This window comes from Thalassospira sp. A40-3 (genome assembly GCF_015871485.1).
Lineage (GTDB): Bacteria > Pseudomonadota > Alphaproteobacteria > Rhodospirillales > Thalassospiraceae > Thalassospira > Thalassospira tepidiphila.
The window spans coordinates 535,251-558,339 of the sequence record NZ_CP065428.1; the positions used below are offsets into that span (position 1 = coordinate 535,251).

At 56.3% G+C, this 23,089-nt stretch carries 20 protein-coding genes; 8 read left to right on the plus strand and 12 right to left on the minus strand.

What is annotated here, in order from left to right; genetic code table 11:
• The first annotated feature begins 59 nt into the window (after nt 1-59).
• From hmgA to maiA, 3 genes are all read left to right on the plus strand, one after another.
• The gene (gene hmgA, locus IT893_RS02420) at nt 60-1,430 is read left to right on the plus strand and encodes a homogentisate 1,2-dioxygenase (protein ID WP_197146705.1); all 1,371 of its coding nucleotides are present in this window, start codon (nt 60-62) and stop codon (nt 1,428-1,430) included.
• A gap of 62 nt (nt 1,431-1,492) precedes the next feature.
• A complete protein-coding gene (locus tag IT893_RS02425; protein WP_197146706.1) occupies nt 1,493-2,512 on the plus strand; it encodes a fumarylacetoacetate hydrolase family protein in 1,020 nt (339 codons plus the stop codon).
• A 21-nt stretch (nt 2,513-2,533) separates the two neighbouring features.
• The gene (maiA, locus tag IT893_RS02430; RefSeq protein WP_252724055.1) at nt 2,534-3,193 is read left to right on the plus strand and encodes a maleylacetoacetate isomerase; all 660 of its coding nucleotides are present in this window, start codon (nt 2,534-2,536) and stop codon (nt 3,191-3,193) included.
• An 18-nt stretch (nt 3,194-3,211) separates the two neighbouring features.
• On the opposite strand, the gene IT893_RS02435 is transcribed toward maiA, so the two are convergent.
• The gene (locus tag IT893_RS02435) at nt 3,212-4,804 is read right to left on the minus strand and encodes a gamma-glutamyltransferase family protein (RefSeq protein WP_197146708.1); all 1,593 of its coding nucleotides are present in this window, start codon (nt 4,802-4,804) and stop codon (nt 3,212-3,214) included.
• Between the two features lie 140 nt (nt 4,805-4,944).
• Between IT893_RS02435 and IT893_RS02440 the strand changes: the two genes are divergently transcribed.
• Nucleotides 4,945-5,658: a GntR family transcriptional regulator gene (locus IT893_RS02440; RefSeq protein WP_008889992.1), complete on the plus strand. Its 714-nt coding sequence runs from the start codon at nt 4,945-4,947 to the stop codon at nt 5,656-5,658.
• A 107-nt stretch (nt 5,659-5,765) separates the two neighbouring features.
• Here the strand turns inward: IT893_RS02440 and IT893_RS02445 are convergent, their stop codons facing one another.
• On the minus strand, nt 5,766-6,191 hold the full coding sequence (locus IT893_RS02445) for a nuclear transport factor 2 family protein (protein ID WP_120225843.1): 426 nt from the start codon (nt 6,189-6,191) through the stop codon (nt 5,766-5,768).
• 270 nt (nt 6,192-6,461) lie between these two features.
• Between IT893_RS02445 and IT893_RS02450 the strand changes: the two genes are divergently transcribed.
• The 4 genes from IT893_RS02450 to IT893_RS02465 all read left to right on the plus strand — a co-directional run bounded on the left by IT893_RS02450 (nt 6,462) and on the right by IT893_RS02465 (nt 12,407).
• Nucleotides 6,462-7,649: an ABC transporter substrate-binding protein gene (locus tag IT893_RS02450; protein WP_120225618.1), complete on the plus strand. Its 1,188-nt coding sequence runs from the start codon at nt 6,462-6,464 to the stop codon at nt 7,647-7,649.
• Between the two features lie 105 nt (nt 7,650-7,754).
• Nucleotides 7,755-8,630: a branched-chain amino acid ABC transporter permease gene (locus IT893_RS02455; protein ID WP_197146709.1), complete on the plus strand. Its 876-nt coding sequence runs from the start codon at nt 7,755-7,757 to the stop codon at nt 8,628-8,630.
• Nucleotides 8,630-11,194, plus strand: coding sequence for a branched-chain amino acid ABC transporter ATP-binding protein/permease (locus IT893_RS02460; RefSeq protein ID WP_197146710.1), 2,565 nt, complete (start codon nt 8,630-8,632; stop codon nt 11,192-11,194). The genes IT893_RS02455 and IT893_RS02460 overlap by 1 nt, the downstream gene beginning before the upstream one ends.
• Nucleotides 11,187-12,407 carry an amidohydrolase family protein gene (locus IT893_RS02465; RefSeq protein WP_197146711.1) on the plus strand — a complete coding sequence of 407 codons (1,221 nt, stop codon included), beginning with the start codon at nt 11,187-11,189 and terminating at the stop codon, nt 12,405-12,407. The genes IT893_RS02460 and IT893_RS02465 overlap by 8 nt, the downstream gene beginning before the upstream one ends.
• Before the next feature lie 65 nt (nt 12,408-12,472).
• Here IT893_RS02465 and IT893_RS02470 read toward each other — a convergent pair whose 3' ends face one another.
• The 10 genes from IT893_RS02470 to IT893_RS02515 all read right to left on the minus strand — a co-directional run bounded on the left by IT893_RS02470 (nt 12,473) and on the right by IT893_RS02515 (nt 23,054).
• Nucleotides 12,473-13,900 (minus strand): gamma-aminobutyraldehyde dehydrogenase, encoded by a 1,428-nt coding sequence (locus IT893_RS02470; RefSeq protein WP_197146712.1) that lies wholly within the window; start codon nt 13,898-13,900, stop codon nt 12,473-12,475.
• A gap of 36 nt (nt 13,901-13,936) precedes the next feature.
• The gene (locus IT893_RS02475) at nt 13,937-14,752 is read right to left on the minus strand and encodes an ABC transporter permease (protein ID WP_197146713.1); all 816 of its coding nucleotides are present in this window, start codon (nt 14,750-14,752) and stop codon (nt 13,937-13,939) included.
• Entirely contained in the window at nt 14,742-15,746 is a 1,005-nt protein-coding gene (locus IT893_RS02480) for an ABC transporter permease (RefSeq protein ID WP_197146714.1), read from the minus strand. Before IT893_RS02480 ends, IT893_RS02475 begins: the two co-directional genes overlap by 11 nt.
• Nucleotides 15,743-16,732: an ABC transporter ATP-binding protein gene (locus tag IT893_RS02485; RefSeq protein WP_197146715.1), complete on the minus strand. Its 990-nt coding sequence runs from the start codon at nt 16,730-16,732 to the stop codon at nt 15,743-15,745. The genes IT893_RS02480 and IT893_RS02485 overlap by 4 nt, the downstream gene beginning before the upstream one ends.
• A gap of 256 nt (nt 16,733-16,988) precedes the next feature.
• A complete protein-coding gene (locus IT893_RS02490) occupies nt 16,989-18,149 on the minus strand; it encodes an ABC transporter substrate-binding protein (protein WP_197146716.1) in 1,161 nt (386 codons plus the stop codon).
• A gap of 195 nt (nt 18,150-18,344) precedes the next feature.
• On the minus strand, nt 18,345-19,253 hold the full coding sequence (locus tag IT893_RS02495) for a LysR substrate-binding domain-containing protein (RefSeq protein ID WP_197146717.1): 909 nt from the start codon (nt 19,251-19,253) through the stop codon (nt 18,345-18,347).
• 76 nt (nt 19,254-19,329) lie between these two features.
• The gene (locus tag IT893_RS02500; RefSeq protein WP_197146718.1) at nt 19,330-20,661 is read right to left on the minus strand and encodes a HAMP domain-containing sensor histidine kinase; all 1,332 of its coding nucleotides are present in this window, start codon (nt 20,659-20,661) and stop codon (nt 19,330-19,332) included.
• Nucleotides 20,662-20,666: 5 nt separating this feature from the next.
• Nucleotides 20,667-21,347 carry a response regulator transcription factor gene (locus IT893_RS02505; RefSeq protein ID WP_008889999.1) on the minus strand — a complete coding sequence of 227 codons (681 nt, stop codon included), beginning with the start codon at nt 21,345-21,347 and terminating at the stop codon, nt 20,667-20,669.
• Between the two features lie 98 nt (nt 21,348-21,445).
• Entirely contained in the window at nt 21,446-22,051 is a 606-nt protein-coding gene (locus tag IT893_RS02510) for an NTP transferase domain-containing protein (protein ID WP_252724056.1), read from the minus strand.
• A 7-nt stretch (nt 22,052-22,058) separates the two neighbouring features.
• Entirely contained in the window at nt 22,059-23,054 is a 996-nt protein-coding gene (locus IT893_RS02515; RefSeq protein ID WP_197146719.1) for an XdhC family protein, read from the minus strand.
• Between the last annotated feature and the right edge of the window lie 35 nt (nt 23,055-23,089).

Below are 23,089 nucleotides of genomic sequence, written 5' to 3' on the forward strand. Positions count from 1 at the left end.
TAGTTACAAAAATTACAGTTACGAATGTAACTATATCAAAGATTGGGAGGAAAAAGGCAATGACGGATCACAACGAGCAGACCAAAAATGCCGAAAAAGGCGGTGCCAACGATCTGCGTTACATGCCCGGTTTCGGCAATGATTTTGAAACCGAAAGTCTTCCGGGTGCGTTGCCGCAAGGGCAAAACAGCCCGCAAAAATGCGCCTATGGGCTTTATGCCGAACAGCTTTCAGGATCGCCTTTCACCGCCCCGCGCGGCACCAATGAACGGTCCTGGCTGTATCGCATTCGCCCGAGTGTCAAACATAACGGGCGCTTCGCCGCCCTTGATCGACCGTTTTGGAAAACAGCGCCGTGCCTGAATGATCACAGCCTTGCGCTGGGTCAGTTGCGCTGGGATCCGGTGCCGATGCCCAAGGACGCAGTTGATTTCATATCGGGCATGCGCACGGTCACGACTGCGGGCGATGCCATGACCCAGACCGGCATGGCAAGCCATGTCTATGTCTGTAACACTGACATGGTCGATGACTATTTCTTCAATGCTGATGGCGAACTTCTGATCGTGCCGGAAAGCGGCACGCTTCGCATCTTCACCGAACTTGGCATGATGGATGTCGCCCCGCTTGAAATAGCACTTATTCCGCGCGGCATGCTGTTTAAGGTCAGCATCCTTGAGACCGGGGTTGATGGCGGCGCACGCGGCTATGTCTGCGAGAACTATGGGGCCAAATTCACCCTGCCCGAACGCGGGCCGATCGGGGCCAACTGCCTTGCCAATCCGCGTGATTTCAAAACACCCGTGGCCGCCTATGAGGATAAGGAAACCCCGTGTCGGGTGTTGGTCAAATGGTGCGGGCAGTTCCATGTCACTGAAATCGGCCATTCGCCGCTTGATGTCGTCGCATGGCATGGCAACTACACACCGTTCAAATATGATCTTCGGACCTTCTCGCCAGTCGGCGCGATCCTGTTTGATCATCCCGATCCGTCGATCTTTACCGTGCTGACCGCGCCAATCGACGAGGCCGGCACCGCCAATGTTGATTTCGTCATCTTCCCGCCGCGCTGGATGGTGGCTGAAAACACTTTCCGCCCGCCTTGGTATCACCGCAACATCATGTCGGAATTCATGGGCCTGATTTGCGGCCAATATGACGCCAAGGAAGAGGGCTTTGTCCCCGGCGGCATGAGCCTGCATAACATGATGCTGGCCCATGGGCCGGATGCCTACGGGTTTGACAAGGCATCGAACGCCGAACTTGGGCCGCAAAAACTCGATGGCACCATGGCCTTCATGTTCGAGACCCGCTATCCGCAACAACTGACAAAATTCGCCGCCGAACTGGAAACGCTTCAGGACGATTATCTTGATTGCTGGTCGGGGCTGGAACGCAAGTTCGATGGCACCCCCGAAGGTCGCCCGTAACCGCGACCCCAAAAAGCAATCACTCAGGACTTAACGAAAAGAATGCCGGAGGCACAAAAACAATGAAACTCGCCACCCTTAAAAATGGTACCCGCGACGGCCAGCTGGTGCTGGTTTCCAAGGACCTGTCGGAATATGTCGATGCCAGCGCGATTGCGCCAACCCTTCAGGCAGCCCTTGATAACTGGGCCGATATTGCCCCGCGTCTCAAGGATCTGGCAGGCGATGTCGAAGCCGGATCAGGTCCGGCGAAACGCGTTGCATTTGATCAGACCAAGGCACATTCACCTTTGCCACGCGCATTCCAGTGGGCCGATGGATCGGCCTATGTCAATCACGTCGAACTGGTCCGCAAAGCCCGCGGTGCCGAGATGCCGCAAAGTTTCTGGACCGATCCGCTGATGTATCAGGGCGGCTCGGACAGCTTCCTTGGTCCGCGTGATGACATCCTGATGGGCGATACCGCCTGGGGCATCGACATGGAAGGCGAAATTGCCGTCATCACCGATGATGTCCCGATGGGCGCAACCCTTGATCAGGCGCGTGATGCCATTCGCTTGATCATGCTGGTCAATGACGTGTCGCTGCGTGGTCTTATCCCCGGCGAACTGGCCAAGGGATTTGGTTTCTTCCAGTCCAAGCCGTCTTCGGCCTTTTCCCCGGTTGCCGTGACCCCGGATGAACTGGGCGATGCGTGGGATGGTGGCAAACTTCACCTGCCGCTTTGTGTTGATCTTAATGGCAAGCCGTTCGGGCGTGCCAATGCCGGGATCGATATGACCTTTGACTTTGCCCAGCTTGTGGCCCACGCCGCACGCACCCGTCCGCTCTGTGCCGGGTCGATCATCGGGTCGGGCACGGTATCGAACAAGCTGGATGGTGGACCGGGCAAACCGGTTGCCGCGGGCGGTGCGGGTTATTCCTGCATTGCTGAAATCCGCATGATCGAAACCATTGAAAATGGCTCGGCGGTAACGCCCTTCCTGCAATTTGGCGACAGCGTCAAAATCGAAATGCGCGATGCCAAGGGCCAATCAATCTTTGGCGCGATTGAACAAACTGTTCGCCAATACAAACCATAAGGCCCCACTATGAGCGAGATCATGAGCGAGATCGTTTTATATGACTATTGGCGATCCTCGGCGAGTTATCGCGTGCGGATTGCACTGGGGTTGCTCAATCTTCCCTACCGAACGGTGCCGGTTGATCTGCTGGCTGGCAGTCACAAAATCGGCGAACACCTGGTGCGCAATCCGCAAGGCCTCGTCCCCGCCCTTGAAATCGACGGGGTCATGATGACCCAGTCGGTTTCGATCATCGAATATCTTGATGAAACCCGGCCGGGGCAGGGGCTTTTGCCGACCGAAACGCTGGCCCGCCAACGGGTGCGGGCGCTGTCGCATGCGATTGCCATGGATACCCATCCGGTCTGTAATCTGGGTGTGGTGCGCCATGTGATGGATATTGCCGAGGCGCATGGTGATGACGCCGACGCCGCACGACAGGAATGGATGACGAAATATATCGGATCGGGCTTGGCCGGGTTTGAAGCCATGCTGGCCGGTGACGGGGACGGCACCAACGGCGATTTCTGCCACGGTGACCGCCCATCCATGGCCGATATCTGTCTGATCCCGCAGCTTTATAACGCACGCCGCTGGAATGTGAGCTTTTCTCACCTTCCACGAATTTGCGCGATAGAACAAAGCTGTAACGCGATCGCGGCCTTCGCCAACGCCCACCCGGACCGGTGCCCGCGCTAGGCCAAGCGAACGAAGACTTTAAACGCCAATCGCCTTGCCGTCACTGCGCGGATCATGCGCACCTTCGACAAAGCCGTCGTCGTCAATGCGAATGATCCCGGCCTGACCAGCCAGCGCACTTTGCGGTTCAATGGCGCGCAGGATGTGGCCGCGTGCAGCCAGTTCGTCAAACACGTCATCCCCGGCATCGACTTCAAGTTTCAGGCTGTCATTGGTGTCTGAAAACGTTTTGCCAAGCAGGAAGCGCGGTTTGGCGAGTGCGTCCGTCGGCGACAGGCCGAAATCAAGCATCCGGGTGAGCAGCATGGCAAGGGTTTGTGGCTGTCCATCGGCCCCTTGCGTCCCATAAAGCAGATGCGGTTTGCCACCCTTAAGCGCCATACCGGGATTAAGCGTATAGAACGGAAGCTTGCCCGGTGCGAAGGCATTCGGGTGAGCTGGATCGGTGCTGAATGCGGCCCCGCGGTTTTGCCAGACAATGCCGGTATCGCCCGCGACAACGCCGCTGCCCCAATCGAAATAGGTGCTTTGCAACACACTGGCGCAATTGCCATTGGCATCCTTGGCGGCCAGAAACACCGTATCGCCATGCCGGAACGGATGCGGCCAATCAAGTGCCTTGGTGGGCGAGATGTCCTTGGCGTCTGCGGCCAGACCGGCGTGATCCAGAAGAGTGGCAAAATCAGTGCTGGTGAAAGCGGGATCGGCGATCTGATCGCGCTTCAGGAATGCGCGTTTGATGGCCTCGACCACCAGATGGTAATGATCCGCCGTTCCCTCTGCCCAGTCCTTTTGCCCCAGTTCACGCAACACCCCCATGGTCATAAGTGTCGCCAATCCTTGCGTGGGCGCGGGCGGGGCAAACAGGGTGACGTCACCATAATCAAGCGATACGGCATCGACCGTGCGGGTCCGGGTTTTTGCTAAATCCGCCTTGGTGATCGGCGATCCAACGGCCGACAGGCCTTTGACAATCTGATCGGCAAGCCCGCCTTCATAGAAATCGCGCGCGCCATATTCGGCAATGCGTTTCAGGCTTTGCGCCAAGTGCGGCTGATGGAAGGTTTCACCGACATGCGGCATTCGCGCATTCGGGGTGAAGACATCCATGAAGCCCGGCCAATTGGCGATTTCCTCTTTACGGAAATCAAGCCAGAAACATTGTGACGGACTGATCGCAAAGCCGTTTTCCGCAAGCGCAATCGCAGGCGTGATCAAGTCCTTAAGGCTTTTGGTCCCGCCCCAGTTCTTTGCCGAATGATCAAGCGCATGTTGCCATGAATCCACCGTGCAGGCGGTGGTCAGGGTCGAGCCCGGACCGCGTAGCGGAATGGGCGTGCCGGGCGTGATTGTATCGGCGCCTTTTTCGGCGGCCTGACCAATACCCAGGAAAGACTGCACCTTGCCCGTGTTGTCTGAAACCATCCAGACCGCATCGCCGCCAATACCGCAGAAATGCGGGTATGTTACCGCCAACACCGCCGCGGTGGCGACGACGGCCTCAATCGCGGTGCCGCCATCGCGCAAGACTTGCGCACCGGCTTCGCTGGCCGCCGTGCTGGGGCTTGTGACCATGGCGCGATGTTCGGGGGCGGTTTGATGGTCGGTCATGGGCTTGGTTCTTTCAGCCAAAAGGATTGATTTCAAACAGGTTAGCGTTATGCGTGCATCGGTTGTGGCGAAATTGAATGCAATCCTTTATACAGGCGCAGGCAATAAAGTGATCGAAACAAGAAACTTGGCGGATCGGGATGAAAGCAGCGGACAAGGCAAAGCATCGCACAGACATGATCAGTTCGGCATTGCGTTCGGCAATCCTCGAACGTGTTCTGATGCCTGGCATGAAGCTGCCCGAAGATTCCCTTGGCGAACGTTTCGGCGTCAGCCGCACCCTTATTCGCCAGTCGCTTGAACGGCTTGCCGCCGAAGGGCTGGTCGAGCTTCGTCGCAACAAGGGCGCTGCGGTTGCCAAGCCCAGTCTTGAAGAAGCCCGCGATCTGTTTGAACTGCGCACCCAGATCGAAGACCTTGTCATCAGTCGGGTGATCAAGAATATGAGCCCGGAAATTCTGGGCGAACTTGAAGCCCACCTTGCCAAGGAAGTCGAAGCCGAAAACGCGTCCGAACCGATTTCGATCCGTCTTGCCACCGAATTCCACATCCTGCTGGCCCGCCTTGCCGGAAGCCCGGTCTTGCTGCGCTATGTCGAGGAAATCGGCTATCGCTGTGGCCTGACATTGTCGCTTTATGCCCGCCCGCATTCGACCGATTGCGGCATTCAGGAGCACCGCCAGATTATCGAGGCCCTTGCCAAGGGAGACGAAGATGCGGCGCGCAAACTGATGCGCCATCATCTGACGGCGGTTGCCGACCGCGCCCTGTTCACGACCAAGGAAAGCGGGCCGCTTTTGTATCTTGATGCGCTGGAACCCTATGCCAAGAAGGTGCGTGACGGCACCAGCTAAACCCGCGCGCACCACTGCCGCATCAACAGCCGCACGCGGGACCTCGCGCGTGACGTGCGGATGGCAGATGATTGGTGCGGGCTGCATCATTCGGGTTCCGGTCTGGCTCAGGCCTTGATGCCCTTGCGGATCAGAATGCGTTCCGCACTTTCATTCCAGACATCCATTTTGATGATCTTGCCGTTTTCAATCACGAAACGGTCGACATAACGGTTGCCTTCAAACGGGGTGCCGTCGGGCCATTCGCCGTAAAGCCAACCGGTGCTGTAAACAACAGTCTGGCCATTGGTATGGGCGACATCAAACTGGCCAAACTTCTTTTTCACCCATTTATAACGCGCGGCGTTAAACGCCGTTGTGCCCGACGGATGATCGTATTTCTGACCATCGGTAAAGGTGATGACAACATCATCGGACATGAATGTCGCCGCCAGTTCCGGGTCGGGCTTCATGGATGCATCCAGAAAATCACGCACCGTCTGCGCCTCTGGCGGCAGGGTATCGAGCACATTTTCCACGGTTTGGTCACTCATTTCGAAGGCCTCTGTTTTCGGGAATTGATCTGGCATCAGCATAAACGCTGTGCAGAAATTTTGCATGCACTAATTTTATGCAAAAATTGCATGCAATTTGCGTATACATGAGGCAATTCTGTTTTCCGAAGCGGTGGGAAAACGCCTAAGTCCCTGATTTTGAATGATTGTGATTCTTGGCATGTCGCTTGCTGCAATGCGGTGACGATTTGGTGCGCATGCCCAATTTGCGACGCCGGACGACGCAGACACATAATCAGGGAGTCTCACATGCCTATTTCTTCGCCTTTCCGGAAAATAACGCGGCGTGCCGCCCTTCTCGGGGCTGCTGCTGCGCTGATGTTCGCCACCACCCTGCCTGCCCATGATGCCCGTGCAGAAGACACTGTGAAGCTTGGCCTTGTTGCCGCACTCAGCGGACAGTCGGCCAAATCGGGCGAAGCCATTACGCGTGGCATCACCCTTGCGATTGACAAGATCAATGCCGAGGGCGGCGTTCTTGGCAAGCCGCTTGAACTTGTATCGCGTGATGATGAAAGCAACCCGGGCAAGGGTCTGGTCGCGGCCCGTGAACTGGCCCAGCGCGAAGGCGTTGCGGCGATCATTGGCGGCCTTGATACGCCGGTATCCTTTGCCATCGTGCCGTATGTGAACCAGCAGAAAATCCCGTTCATTGGCCCGTGGGCTGCCGGAACCGGGATCACCAAAAACGGTGCCGAGGAAAACTATGTCTTCCGCGTTTCGGCCGTTGATGAATATGTCGACGAAGCCATCACGGAATATCTGATCGCCAATTACGGTGCCAAGAAACCGGGCATGATCCTGATCAACAACCCGTGGGGGGAGTCGAATGAAAAGGGCTTGCTCAAGGCACTTGAAAAGCGTGGCATGGAACATGCCGGGATCGAAAAGTTTGAATCAAACGATGTCGATGTTGTCCCGCAGCTGACCCGTCTTAAGGAAAACGGCGCGGATTCCCTGTTTGTGGTTGCCAACGTTGCCCCGACCGCACAGGTGATCAAGTCGCTTGATCGCATGGGCTGGGATGTTCCGATTTCCTCGCATTGGGGTCCGGCTGGTGGCCGCTTCACCGAACTGGCGGGCAAGTCGGGCGAGAAAGTCCACTTCATCCAGACCTATCTGTTTACCGATCCGGCCAATCCGATGTTCGTCAAACTTCAGGAAAAGTTCCCGGAGATCGAAACCCTTGCCGACGTGACCCCGGCAACCGGCATTGCCAACGCCTATGACGCAACCCTTCTGATTGCAGCGGCGATTGAAAAGGCCGGTTCGACCGAAGGTCCGGCCATCCGCGAAGCCATGTACGAAATCAGCGGTGTCGAAGGCATGATCAAAACCTATGACAAGCCGTTCACCCCGGACGATCAGGATGCGCTTGGTCCGGAAGACTACACCTTCGCGCATTTCGTCGAAGGTCAGATCATTCCGATCAAATAAGCAACTTATCCAACCCTGTCGGCGTGTTCCCCAATGCACGCCGACGGGGGATTTATTCATTTTAAATGATGCACTTATGTGCACGGCATAAGCAGGCGGCTGGCAATGACACTCTTAATCGCAGCTCTGATAACCGGGATCGGTCTGGGCAGTATGTACGGGCTGATCGCACTTGGTTTCCAGATCACCTATTCGGTGTCCTCCAAGGTCAATTTCGCACAAGGATCGATGGTGATGCTGGGCGCTGTTCTGGGCTTTGTATTCTGCGAACGATACGGTTTTCCGGTCATTGTTGGCTATCCGCTGGCCATTTTGTGCTGTGGGCTTGCCGGTATCATGGTCGAATTTTTCCTTGTTCGTCCGTTTGCCGTTCGCAATTCCGAAGCCTGGCTGATGGCGACTGTCGCGGGCGGCATTTTGCTTGATAACGCCGTCCTGTTTACCTTTGGCAACGAACCGCGCACCCTGCCATCCGCCCTTGTTGGTGAAAGCTGGAATGTCTTTGGCACCGGCGTTTACCCGCAACAGATCCTGATCCCGGTGGCGGCCATTGGTGTCGCACTCGCACTCCATGCCCTGTTCCGTCATACCCGTCAGGGCCGCGCCCTTTTGGCCGTCGTGCAGAACCTTCAGGCAGCCAAGCTGATGGGGATCAACACCACCTTGATGGTGACCGGATCCTTTGCCATTTCATCGATGCTGGCCGGGTGTGCCGGGCTTTTGATTGCGCCGCTGTTCTCGGTGCATTCCGATATGGGAACGCTTTTTGGTCTCAAGGCCTTTGCGGTTGCCATTCTGGGCGGCATGACATCGGCCTATAGCGTGATGTTGGCCGGCTTTATCTATGGCCTGGTTGAGGCCGGTGTGACCACCTATCTCGGATCGTCCTACACCTTCATCGTCGTCTTCGCGCTTGTGATCGCGGTTCTGACCGTCAAACCAAGCGGCCTGTTTGGCCGTGCTGCGATCAAGAAGGTCTGATGATGAAACGCGAAATCAAATTCAAAAATCCGATGCCCAAGCTCAATAAATCCATCGCCCTTGATGCTACCATTCTGGCCGCCATCATCGCCGGTTTGATCGGTGTGACGATCACGGGCGGCTATACCCAGTTCGTCATCGGCCTTGTCGCCATCACCACCGTTTTGTGCGTGGGGCTCAACGTTTTATATGGCCTGACCGGGCTGGTGTCGCTTGGGCAGGTCGGGTTCTTTGCCATCGGCGCCTATGCCAGTGCCATTCTGACCCTGGCCGGGCTTAATTTCTGGATGGCGCTGATTGCATCGACCGTGATCGCCGGGTTGGCGGGCTGTGTCCTGGCCCTTTCGGCTGTGCGGATGGCCGGGCCGTTCCTTGCCATGGTGACGATTGCCTTTGCCTTTATTGTCGAACATGGCGCGATTGAATGGCGGGCGCTGACCGGCGGGCAAAACGGCCTGATGGGTTTCCCGATGCCCGACCTGTTTGGCTATATGTTTAGCGAACGCGATCTTGTGATGCTGTGTGTCGTTCTGGCCGGGGTTGCGCTTTTTGCCTTCCGTCGTCTGGCGACAAGTGGCTGGGGCATGGCGATGACCAGCATGCGTGATGCCGAAATTGCCGCAAGTTCGCTTGGCTATAACGCCTTTGCCGTCAAGGCGACCGGCTTTGCCATTGCGGCTGCCATGGCGGGGCTTGCCGGTGCGCTTTTCGCGCCGCTTATGATGTTTATCGCACCGTCAAACTTCCCGCTCAGCCAGTCGATCCTGTATCTGTTTGCCGTCATTCTTGGCGGTGCGGGCACGGTTCTGGGGCCGCTGGTCGGCGCATCGGTTTCGGTCTTGTTGCCCGAAATGCTGGCCGATTTTGCCGAATATCGCCTGCTGATTTTTGGCGGCCTTTTGATTGTCGTGTTGCTGATTGCACCGCGCGGCATTGTCGGCGTGATCGAACGGTTCATTCCGCTGACCAAACGCGGTGTCACCGCCACCCCGGCGGACGAGATCGAGGCCGGGCTTAAGGAGTACGCCAAATCCGATGGTCTGGTGGTTGAAAACCTGTCCATCGCCTTTGGCGGGGTGAAGGCGGTCAATGCCGTTTCCTTCACCGCCAAGCCGGGCGATGTCACATCTATCATCGGACCGAACGGGGCAGGTAAAACCACACTTTTGAACATCATCAGCGGCTTTTACAAACCGACCGAAGGTGTGGTGCGCATCGGTGATCAGGATATTGCGGGCAAGCCCACCGATTTTGCTGCGCGTAATGGTATTGCGCGCACCTATCAGGCGACCCGTTTGTTTGAAAACATGTCGGTGATCGACAACGTGATTGCCGGTCTTCCGGTCGGTCGCTTTGGCAAGCCGTTCAGTGCGATTGCATCGGATGCCAACCGCAACCATGCCGCCGGTCTTCTGGCCTTTTGTGGCTATCATGGTGATATCGATGCCCGTGCCGGTGACCTGCCGCATGTCGATCGCAGGCTGGTTGAAATCGCCCGGTCGCTGGCGACCAAGCCCGGTGTGTTGTTGCTCGATGAACCGGCTGCTGGTTTGATGCATGCCGATAAGGTGTCACTGGCGAAATTGCTGCGCCAACTGGCCGATGCCGGGATTACGGTGGTGCTGGTCGAACATGACATGGAAATGGTCATGGGCATTTCCGATCAGATTTTGGCCGTGGATGCCGGAACCCCGATCATCTTTGACACCCCGCAGGCCGTGCAAAACGACCCGCAGGTCATCGCGGCCTACCTTGGTGACGGCGAAATGAAGGCTCGCCCGCGGCCGATCCCGTTTGAGGCCGGGGACTCTCCGGTGATTGAAACCCTGCGCCTGACAGCCGGGTATGGCGCCGCACCGGTTCTGCATTCCATTGATCTTAAGGTCCGGCAGGGCGAAATGGTTGCGCTTCTGGGGGCAAACGGTGCGGGCAAGTCGACCTTCCTGACTGCACTGGCCGGGTTGCTCCGCCCCGTGGATGGCAAGATCGTTCTCAATAACGAATATATCCATGATCTTGCCCCGCATCAGATCGTCGAACAGGGCTTGGTTCTGGTGCCCGAAGGCCGTCAGGTCTTCCCGGAACTGACCGTGCGCGAAAACATCGAACTGGGGGCCTATAAGCAACCCAAACCTGTCAGTTCGGATGAACTTGAAGCCATCCTCAATCGCTTCCCGCGTCTGCGCGATCGTATCAACAGCCCGGCTGGATTGTTGTCAGGTGGCGAACAGCAAATGATGGCAATTGCCCGTGGACTGGTGGCCAAGCCAAAGGCGTTGTTGCTTGATGAGCCATCTCTTGGTCTGGCCCCGGCCATGGTCGAGGAACTCTATGCCATTCTCGGCGAATTGCGTGACGAAGGGGTGACCATTCTTCTGGTCGATCAGATGGCGACCATGGCGCTTTCGGTAGCTGATTATGCTTATGTCCTTGAACAGGGGCAGGTGGTTGCCAAGGGCAAGGCATCCGAGCTGAGAAAAGATGAACGCCTGATTGCTGCCTATTTGGGTGGCTCTGAACAAGGCGATAAGAAACCAAAACAGGAAACACACGAGAATGCTTGATTATCTGGTGAGGAACGCCTGCCTGAATGGCGAGAATGCGCTTGTCGATCTTGCCGTGGCGGATGGAAAAATTGTTGAAATTGCCCAGTCGATTACGGGTGATGCGCCAAGCTTTGATGCAGCGGGCCAGCTGATCAGCTGCGGCTTTGTGGAAAGCCACATTCACCTTGATAAGGCCTGCATTCTTGACCGGGCCAAAAACGAAACCGGCACGTTAAAGGGCGCGATCAGTGCCGTCGCCAACGCCAAAAGCGGCTTTACCGAGGATGACATTTACGCCCGCGGTGCCCGCGTGATTGAAAAGGCAATTACCGAGGGCACCAATGCGGTCCGCACCCATGTCGAAATCGATCCGGGCATTGGCTTGGCCGGTTTTAATGCCATCAAGCGGCTCAAGGCCGACTATGCCTGGGCAATGGATATCGAGATTTGCGTTTTCCCGCAGGAAGGCCTGTTCAACTATCCCGGCACCGAGGAGCTGTTGCGCGCAGCATTGGATAACGGTGCCGATCTGCTGGGCGGCTGTCCCTATATGGATACCGATCCACATGGCCAGATCCTGCGTCTGTTTGAAATGGCGCGCGACTATGATGTTGATCTGGATTTCCATCTTGATTTCGATCTTGATGCCAGCTGGCGCCATCTGGATGAAGTTGCCAAACAATCCACCGCCTTTGGCTGGCAGGGCCGCGTGATGATCGGGCATGTGACCAAACTGTCGGTTTTGCCCAAACCCGAACTTGAAGACACGATTGCCATCATGCGCGATGCCGGGATCGGCCTGACCGTGTTGCCCGCAACCGACCTTTTCCTGACCGGGCGCGATCATGACCATTCAGTCCCCTGTGGTGTCGCGCCCGCACACAAGCTCGCCGCCCATGGTGTGTGTTGCACGATTGCGACCAACAATGTGCTGAATCCGTTTACGCCTTATGGTGATTGTTCGCTGTCGCGCATGGCAAATCTTTATGCCAATGTCAGTCAGCTTGCGACCGAGGCCGAACTTGAAAACTGCTTTGCCATGGTGTCCGACGCCCCGGCCAAACTTCTCGGCCGATCCAGCAAGATCGCGGTCGGCAAAGCCGCAAGCTTCATCGTCCTGCCCGCCCAAAGCCGCGCACAAGTGGTCTCCGAAATCAGTCGCCCGATCTGGGGCATGAAGGATGGTCGGGTAACGTTCGAACATCCGGCGGCAAGGCTGTTTCGGCCATAAGTCAGACCAATAAAGAAGGGCAGCGGATGGGCTGCCCTTTCTGTCTGATGATTGGATTTTTTGGCTTAACCGTGCGCGATCATGATGTGACGGGCGGCGGTGTAATCCTCCAGCGCGTAATGCGACATATCCTTACCATAGCCGGACTGTTTCAGACCGCCATGGGGCATTTCATTGACCAGCATGAAGTGGGTATTGATCCAGGTGCAGCCATAACGAAGGCGGGCACTTGTTTGCATGGCGCGCGAAATATCCTTGGTCCAGATCGAAGATGCCAGACCGTAATCGGAATCATTGGCCCATGCGACGGCCTCATCCACATCTGTAAAGCGGGTGATCGACGCCACCGGACCAAACACTTCGCGCCGGACGATTTCATCAGATTGAAGCGCACCGGCAATCACGGTCGGCTGATAGAAGAAGCCAGGTCCATCATGCAGCTTGCCACCGGTGGTAATTTCCATGTGTTTTTGTTCGGACGCACGCGCGACGAAGCTTGCCACACGGTCACGCTGGCGTTCGGAAATCAGCGGGCCGATTTCGTTTTCGCTGTCGTCCGCACGGGCATAGGCGATGCTGGAAACCGCAGATGACAGGTCCGCCACCAGCTTGTCATGGATTTTCGGGCCAGCATAAATCCGGCATGCCGCCGTGCAGTCCTGACCGGCGTTATAGTAGCTGAATGCCCGCAATCCTTCGACAACGGCATCGACATCGGCATCATCAAAGACAATCACCGGTGCCTTGCCACCCAGTTCGAGGTGCGTGCGTTTGACTGATTTCGCCGCAGCCTGAAGAACCTTCTTGCCCGTCGCGACATCACCCGTGATCGACACCATATCGACCTTGGGATGATTGATCAGGGCATTGCCCACCGTGGCGCCACGACCAAGAACAATATTGACCACACCTTCGGGCAGGATATCTGCCAGAATGGTCGCCATCTTAAGCGCGGTCAGTGGCGTTTGTTCAGATGGCTTGAAAACGACCGTGTTGCCCCCGGCAATCGCCGGGGCCAGTTTCCAGGCCATCATCATCATCGGATAGTTCCACGGCGCGATAGAACCGACCACCCCGATCGGATCGCGGCGGATCATCGAGGTATGGCCCGCCATATATTCCCCGGCAATCGATCCCTGCATGCAGCGCACGGCACCGGCAAAGAAGCGATAGCAATCGACAATGGCCGGAATTTCATCATCGCGGACCGCATTGATCGGTTTGCCGCAATTAAGCGATTCCAGTTTGACGAACTCTTCGGCCTCGGCTTCGATCCGATCAGCAATTTTCAGAAGGTAGTTTGACCGTTCTGCCGGGGTTGTGCGCGACCATGACTGGAAGGCGTGCTCGGCCGCGCTGACCGCACGGTCGATCTGTTCCATCGATGCTTCGGGCAGCATCATGATGGTTTCGCCGGTCTTGGGATTGATGATGTTTTCTTCGGCCTCAATGCCCATTTCAAGGCTGCTGCCGATCAGCATCTTGGTATCCATAATAAGCTCTCCCGTTGGTAGCGTTATCGCGTGCTGTTATTTTCCCGATCCGGCCACCTGATCGCCATCGCGTGTCAGGTAATAGGCAGCCAGGATCGGCAGGACCGTGACCAGAACCACCACCATCGCCACCACATTGGTGACCGGACGCTGGCGGGGTCGGACAAGTTCTTCAAGCATCCAGATCGGCAGGGTCGACTGCTGTCCGGCGGTAAAGGTCGTGACGATCACTTCGTCAAAGGACAGGGCAAAGGCCAGCATGCCACCGGCCAGAAGCGCCGTGCCAATATTGGGTAAAATGACATGCCGGAAAGTCTGGAAACTGTTGGCCCCCAGATCCATCGAGGCTTCGACCAGCGACCCCGAGGTCCGTCTGAACCGCGCAACCGCGTTGTTATAGACAACCACCACACAAAAGGTCGCGTGACCCAGAATGATCGTCCAGATCGAGAACGGAATGTCGGCAATACTAAATGCCGAACGAAGCGCAATACCGGTAATGATACCCGGCAACGCAATCGGCAGGATCACCAGAAGCGAGATGGTTTCACGGCCAAAAAATTTGGTGCGTGATACCGCCGCCGCACAAAGTGTTCCCAGAACCATCGCGATCAGGGTCGAAATGGTTGCGGTCTGCAGCGACAGTTTCAACGCCTCCCAGACATCCGGGCGGTTCCACGTCACCTCAAGCCATTTCAGGGTAAAGCCGGGCGGTGGCCACTGATAGGATTTATCTTCTGTCGTGAAGGCATAGACAAAAATCAGCGCAATCGGCAAATGCATGAAGGCAAGGCCAAGACCGGCGGCAAGTTTCAGGCCCCAAGGAGCGCGTTGTTTCCCATCAGAGCGCATCGAAAGCCCCCATCCGTTTGGCACCCCAAAGATAGAAGCCCATGATAACCATCGGCACGACCGTAAAGGCAGCCGCCAGCGGAATGTTGCCCGCCGTGCCCTGTTGGGCATAGACCGCCTGACCGATAAACAGCCGTGAGGAGCCGACAATCTGCGGAATGATGTAATCGCCCAGCGTGAGTGAGAAGGTAAAGATCGAGCCGGCAACAATGCCCGGCAAGGCCAGCGGGAAAATCACGTGACGGAATGTTTGGCCTGGCGTCGCACCAAGGTCGCCCGATGCCTCGATAAAGCTGCCGGGGACGCGTTCAAGTGCTGCTTGCACCGGCAAAACCATAAAAGGCAACCAGACATAGAGGAAAACAAGGAAAGTCCCGGTATAGCTGACCGACAGCGAATAACCGCCAATGATCGGGATCGCCAGCCAGGCTTCAAGCAGCCAGGTCAGGTGCAGCTTGGTGAAAATCCAGGTCAGGATGCCTTCCTTGGCCAGGATTAGTTTCCAGGCATAGACCTTGACCAGATAGCTTGACCAAAGCGGCAACATCACGCCGATGTAAAACAACGCCTTCCACTTGCCGCGTGCATAGCGCGCAGCGAAATAGCCAATCGGAAATGCAACACAGGCCGCGGCAAGTGTCACGATGGCTGCCATCGAAACCGTGCGGATGATGATGTCGAGATTGGCGGGGCGGAACAGTTCGCCATACGTTTTCAGCGTCAGTTCATATTGAACCAAGCCGGAAAATTCATCGATCGAGAAAAAGCTTTGCGCGAGCAACGCAAAAAGCGAACCAAGATAGATGATGCCAAGCCAAAGGGCCGGCGGGGTCAGCATCAGGATCAAAAGAAGCTTCGGATTGCGCCAGAACTTGTCAGACAAGGCGCCGGTGATCCCACCCTCTCCGGGCAGAACAGCACTTTCGCTTTGAACCGTTGTGGCATTGGATGCGCTGGTGGCGCTGGTGGCGCTGGTGGCTCTGGTGGCGGTCATTGCGCCCCCTCCATCAGATGCAGGTCATTTTCCTGCCAGCTGATTTGAACGGTGGTGCCGTTCTCCGGCACGGCCTGATCGGCCGGGATCAGCGCGCCGATCCGCATATCGCCAAGTGCAAGGCTGATGCGCGTGGTGCCACCAAGATAACTGCTGCCGGTGACTTTGGCGCTATGGCCATCGGCGGAAACGATGCGGATCGCCTCGGGCCGCAGGCTGGCATAGCTTTCCCTGCCGGTCAGCTGTTTGACAAAACCCGGTTCAAGCACATTCGACGAGCCAACGAAATCGGCGACAAAGCGGCTTTCCGGACGTTGATAGATGTCTTGCGGGCTTCCGATCTGCTGGATTTTACCGTCGTTGAAAACCGCGACCCGATCCGCCATCGAAAGGGCTTCACCCTGATCATGGGTGACGAAAACAAAGGTAATGCCAAGTTTGCGTTGCAGGATTTTGAGCTCTTCCTGCATCTGTTCGCGCAGTTTGAGGTCCAGCGCGCCAAGCGGCTCGTCAAGCAACAGCACCTTGGGTTTGTTGACCAATGCGCGGGCAAGCGCCACGCGTTGGCGCTGACCGCCGGAAAGCTGCCCCGGGCGACGTTCGCCGTAACCCGGCAGGGCAACCAGTTCGAGCGCCTCGTTGGCAGCCGCATGACGATCGGTTTTGTTCATGCCGCGGATCATCAGGCCATAGGCGACGTTGTCGATGATGTTCATGTGCGGGAACAGGGCATAGTCCTGAAACACCGTGTTCACGTTGCGGCGATAGGGCGGCACATGTTCGACGGTGGTGCCGAAAATCTCGATATGGCCGCTGGTGGGTTGTTCAAACCCGGCAATAAGGCGCAGACAGGTGGTTTTGCCTGATCCTGACGGGCCGAGCATGGCGAAAAATTCGCCCTCGGCAATCGACAGGTCGACATTATCCACAGCGCGAACCGCGCCGAAATGTCTTGAAACCTTTGCGAAGGAAACTGCAGTCGTCATGGGTCAACCAGTTGTTTGAAACCCGCACATAAGTCGGATTTCGTTTCGTAAGGAATGGTGGCGGGTGTGGTGTATTTGGCGTTGGCGGTTGATCAGCGGCAATGACACCTTTCGGGTCCCCCGGAGCCCGGAAGTGCCGTGACATTGCCGCCGATCAGAATGGGGTGCGCATTTCGTGCCGGGTGTGACAACACGCCATGCGCATCCCCTTGCCCGATCAGGTTCACAAGGGTGGGGAACCTGATCGCAGGATCGCTTAGCGGCCGCCAATCACGCCGATATAGTCGGAAACCCAACGATAATAAGGCACGCATTCACCCTGGCTTTCGCATTTCGAAACCGGGGTCTGCCAGAAGCTGACACGGTCGAAATCATCAAAGCCGTTGGTGGCGCAACCTTCATCGCCCAACAGGGCATTGCCGGTGCAGGCTGCCGGAACAGCCGGGTTGGAACCAAACCATGCCGCAAGGTCGCCCTGAACTTTCGGAGACAGGGAATGTTCCATCCAGAGATAGGCACAGGTCGGGTTTTCAGCTTCGGCATGGAGCATGGTGGTATCAGCCCAGCCGGTAACCCCTTCTTCGGGGATCGTCGATGCAATCGGAAGGCCTTCCGATTTCAGAAGGTTGACCTGGAACGGCCAGGAACCGGATGCGACAACGCCTTCGTTCTTGAAATCATCCATCTGGATGAAGGCATCATGCCAGTACCGTGACACCAGTTCACGCTGCCCGCGCAGCAGATCAAGTGCTGCGGCATATTGATCGGCATTCAGCTCATAGGGGCTTTTGATGCCAAGTTCGGGGTTGTGCGCCATCAGATATTGCGCGGCGTCGGCGATGTGGATCGGTCCGTCATAGGCCTGAACGCGACCCTTGTTCGATTTGCCATCAGCAAGGGTCATTTCCTCGAACACGACATTCCAGCTTTTCGGTGCTTCGGCGAAGGCGTCGGTATTGTACATCAGAACGTTCGGACCCCACTGATAGGGCGTCCCGTAATGCACGCCGTCAACCGTGTGCCATGGCGCGCTTTTCAGGCGGTCATCGACGGTGTTCCAGCTTGGGATCAGGTCGGTATTGATCGGCTGAACGCGTTTGCCGGCAATCATGCGCAGCGACGCATCGCCCGATGCGGTGACAAGATCAAAGCCGCCTTCGTTCATCAGCGCGACCATTTCATCGGATGTGTTGGCGGTTTTGACATTCACCGCGCATCCGGTTTCCTTTTCAAAGGCGGTTACCCAGTCAAAATTGGCATCCGTTTCGCCGCGCTCGATATAGCCCGGCCAGGCAACGATATTCACGGAACCTTCCGGTGTGCCAAGTTCGGTCATCATGTCAGCGGCAGCCGCCTGACTGGCGGCAAAGGCAAGCACGACCATCACGGACGTGCCTGATTTCAATAGTGATTTCATTGTGATGTCTCCCAGTTGCAGGACGTCAGTTCGCGTGACTTTTATTTCCCGACGGCAAGCCTACGCTGATCTGGAGCATTCACAATTTCATTTAACAGAAATACGTTATCGGATTTTCCGATATCTGTTGCGGCGCAGCGTAACGGTCTGTTACATGGCGATTTTCTTGTTTCACTGGTGATGATATGTGCGTGTTTAACGCAGGCGGGTGGCGCGATGGGCCTGTGCCAGACCGATAAAATCACGTGCCGCCTGGGACAACGGGGAGCCTTTTCGCCAGACAACGCCGACCTGAACCATTGGAAGCGTACCCGATACATCGCGGCTTTCAATCCGGTCGCCCTCAAGCGACCAGGGGCGATAGACCAGATCAGGCAAAAGCGACAATCCGGCCCCGGTGGCAACAAGGCTTCGCACCGCCTCAACCGACCTTGTCCGGAAGGCAACACGGGGACGAGTGCCAAGCGCACCCAGCAATTTGCCGGTTGCTTCCTCGATCTCGTCGATGGTCAGCATGATCAGCGGCTCGGATGTGACATCATCAAGCGTGATGCTTTGTGCGGTGGCCAGTTTGTGACCCAGCGGCAGCCAAAGCCGATAGGGCGAAACTTCAAGAATTTCAGATTGCAATGCCAGACGATCCCGCAGGTTGGAAATCACCATCACGGCAACATCGATCTCGCCGCCAATCAGAAGGTGTTCAAGATAATCGCCATTATCCTCGGTCGCACTTACCGTTATCTGCGGATAGGCACGGCGATAGCGTGCCAGAATGTCAGAAAGCACATAACCCGCGACCAGCGATGTAACGCCCAGATGCAATTCGCCCTTTTGGGTTTGAGCGGTTTCCTCAAAGGCCTGTTTGGCGTCTGAAACATTGGCAAGGATGGTCGTGGCATGGCGCAGGAACTGATGGCCGTTATGGGTGATGTTAAGCCCGCGCGAATGACGATCAAACAGCGCGACCCCCAGATCGGCTTCAAGTTCCTTGATCGCCTCTGTCACGGCCGATTGCGAAATCGACAGAATATGCGCCGCCCCCGATACAGTTCCCTGTTCGGCCACGGCGACGAAATACTGAAGCTGTCGAATGGTAAAAGCCATGATGCCATCACGATAGGTGATAGCAAAACGCTTGTCGCGGTTTTTTCGATAACAGGTTTGGCAATAACCTGTTTGCTTAGACCAGTTCGGGTTCAGGTTTAACCAATGTTGCTGTGCCCGGATCCAGGCAAACCGACATGCCGCCATTGGGCAGATGCGTAAGTGTGCAGGTCCAGTCAAGACGTTCACAAATACGCCGGACGAGTTGCAGGCCAATGCCTTCGCCCTGAGGCATCGTGCATTGACCATTGCAGGTCAGGATGGCGTTTTCGACGCAGATCTGCGTGCCGGAAAGCGTGATCTTGACTTCGCCTTTTGGGGTGTGCTGGAACGCATTTCGGATCAGGTTGGACACCACAATCATCAGTGCCGCGCGCGAGGTCGCGATCTCGGTTTCGCGGCTGTCAGGTTCAAACGTGCAGGTAACGTGTTTGCCCTCCATCAGATAGGAAAGATCACTGATTTCCTGTTCGATGAACGCGTTGATGTTAATCGTTTCGGTTTGACCAAGCGGTGCATTGTCACGGCCCAGCCACAACAGCGTTTCAAGCAATTGCTGCATATTGCGGTTGGCGCGTTTGATGCGGGCCATAACGCGTGCCTGCGTTGCGTTGAGCGGGCTTTTTTCCAGAAGTTCGACATTGCCCGAAACGATGGTAACGGGCGTGCGCAGCTCGTGGCTGGCCTGACGGAGGAATTCACGTTCACGGGCAACGAATTTGTCGATCTGGTCAACTGATCGATGCAGTTCGTGGGCAACGTCATTAAGCTCTTCAAACCCGAAATCCGGGATCGGTTCGCGCAGGTTATCTGCCGTCAGATTGTTGGCCCAGTTCTGAAGGTTCTCGGATGGCTTGGTCAGACGTTTGCCAATCACCCACAGGAACCAGGCAAAGATGCCTACCACCGCCATGGCAAACGGGATCGACAGCAGGGCCAGCTTATGCAGGCGCACGAAATAGATGCTGTCTTCATCCCCGGCGTGATAGGTCTGCAGGATCAGGATGTCATCCCCATTGCGCAGCTGATAGGGGAAGACCAGAAAAACCGGATTTTCCGGGTTTTCTTCGGCGGCATATTTGTCGGTGTTGATATAGAAAAGCTCGCCAATCTCAAGATCGTCCGGTGTTGCGTGCGCGCGCAATTCTGCCGGCAGCTGATCAAACCCGGTGAAGGTTTCAATATTGAAACCCTTGGGCAAGGGGGCTTCGGGATTTTCGGCCAGTTCATTGTCATATTGTTCGGCAATGACTTGAAGCTGGAAGGACGCCACCATCCACTTGCCATACAGCATGTAAAAATTGACGACCACCGTATAAAGCACGAGCGTAATCACCAGACCCAGCAGCACGTAATTGCGCACAAAGCGGGAAAAGGATCGGGTCTTGGGTGCGCAACATGTGCTCATAGCGGCTACTCGCGAAGGGCCACGCCCTGGCCCGGAATGGTGTGAATCAGATTTTGCTCAAACGGTTTGTCGATCCGATGGCGCAGTTTGTAAAGATGTGTCTTCAGCGCATTGGTATCAGGTGGATCACCTTGCCAGAGCGCCATCGACAAACGAGAACGGGTTACAACCTGCGGACTGTTTTGCGCGAGAACCTCCAAAATGGTCCAACCCGTTGGCGATACACTGATATTCTGGCCAGCTCGCACCACGGAACGGTTTTCAAAATCAATAAGCAGGTCACCAAGCGAGAAACGCCTGACCTCGCCACTGCGCCGACGAGATAGAACACGTGTGCGCAAAAGAAGCTCTTCAAGCTCAAACGGTTTGACCAGATAATCGTCCGCCCCGGCGTGGAAACCTTCGATCTTGTCATCAAGTGTATCGCGCGCGGTCAACATAAGAACCGGGGTGTCCACCCCTTCGTCGCGCAGCGCCTTGCAGATGCTGATGCCGTCGCGGAATGGCAACATCAGATCAAGCAGGATGACGTCATACTCGCCGGTCAGCGCCATCTGATAGGCGGTTTCACCATCATAGGCATGGTCGCATTCAACGCCTTCAATCGTCAGATAGTCACTGACGGTGGCGGCGATATCCATGTTGTCCTCGACCAAAAGGACCATGATGTGGGCGGTTGCTTTCATTCACGTCATCTCGTTTTTCAAGACATGCAAGCATGCCGCAATTCAGCCGACGGGTCAGCAGGAAACACCCCGCAGCCCTGTTTGCCACATAAGGCCGGTTAGTCTCTCACTTGCTTCAGATCATCTTGGGTATCGATATCAAGTGCGGCATTTGCAAGTGATAGGGCTGTTACTTTATCGGCATGTCTGTCGATGATTTTGCGCGCGCCAATCGGCCCGACAAGGCTTTGCAAATCATCAAAGACAGACTTTGGGAAAATGGCAGGCACGCCCAGCCCATCTTGATGTCGGGTTGCGACAATCTGTTTGCCGTCAAAGGCCGTGATCAATCGGGTGTAATCCTCGCTGGTCAGATTGACCTGATCACACAGGGCAATCAAAACACCATCATACCCGCCGTTGGTCGCGATTTTCGTCATGCCGCACGCAATGGAGCTTCCCATTCCCGTGGCCCAATTGTCATTGGTGATAAGGATCACGCCGTTATCAAGGCGCGGCGCGATTTCATCGCCATAGGCACCAAGAACCACAAAGGTGTCAGATGTTGGCATCCCCGACAGGGCATCAAGCGCATGTTCGATCATGGGTTTGCCATTGATATCGGCAAGCTGCTTACGCCCGCCAAAGCGCGCACTTTCCCCGGCCGCCAGAAGAAGCGTGGCCAGTTTCGGTTTCGGGATGTCTGGGCGTGGCGTCATCATCATGGTCGCATTATTCGGCGGCTTGTGCCAAGGCCGGGGCCGCTGATTGCTTGAACAGGGCGGCATGAATGCCTGACAACATCGAAAGAGCAATGCTTTCAGGAAGTTGCCCGCCGATATCGAGACCCGCCGGACTTGAAACATCAAATGCCAGATCATTCCGCGAAATGCCAGCTTCGTTCAAAACATCGCGAAACCGATGGCGTGGACCAAGGGCGGACAGATGTTTGATCGGTGCATCGCAAAGCACCGCAAGGGCCGCGGCATCGATGCTAACACTATGGGCCATCAGAATAACTGCATCGACTTTGTGATCGGTCACATAGGTTGCCAAGTCACGATCAATCTTGCGCAGGATTGTGCCTGCCGCCCGGAAATGCTCGGCCCGGGCATTTGCCGGGCGAGGATCGACCAGTGTTGTTTGCCAGCCCATCTGATGGGCAATGCCAATCACCGGGCGAGCATCAAGGCCACCGCCCACGACAAGAACATGGGGTTCAGGCTGGATCGGTGTCACCAGCCAATTGCCGTCTTCACGGTTTTCGATATGGGCCGGGCGTTGTCCATAAAGCAAACCAGCCTCGAAATAGCCTTCGACAGCATCGATTTTCTGGAAATAGAGGCCGCTTTGACGTTTTTGCAGGGCTTCATATAAATCGCCAAGGCCCAGATCATTCGCGGAGCCAAGTGGCTGGAGCATGATATAGACCGTGCCGCCACATCCCACGCCAAGTTTGAATGACAGATCATCTTCGTCAGTGCCGTCATAGGTCAACATCACAGGCTTGCCGGTCACCATGGCCCGGCGCGCATTGCGGATAATGTCGGCCTCAAGGCAGCCACCACTGAGCAGTCCCAACTGTTGCCCGTGGCCGTTGATCAGCATCATGGCACCGGCCTTGCGATAGGCAGATCCCTCGGTGCGATAAACCGTTCCCAGCACCCATTCAGTGCTGTCGCGGTTTTCCTGCCAGGTGCCAAGCATTGCAGAAAGTTGATTGGTCATATTCCTCGCCCTTTCAGCAAAAGGGTAACTGCCCG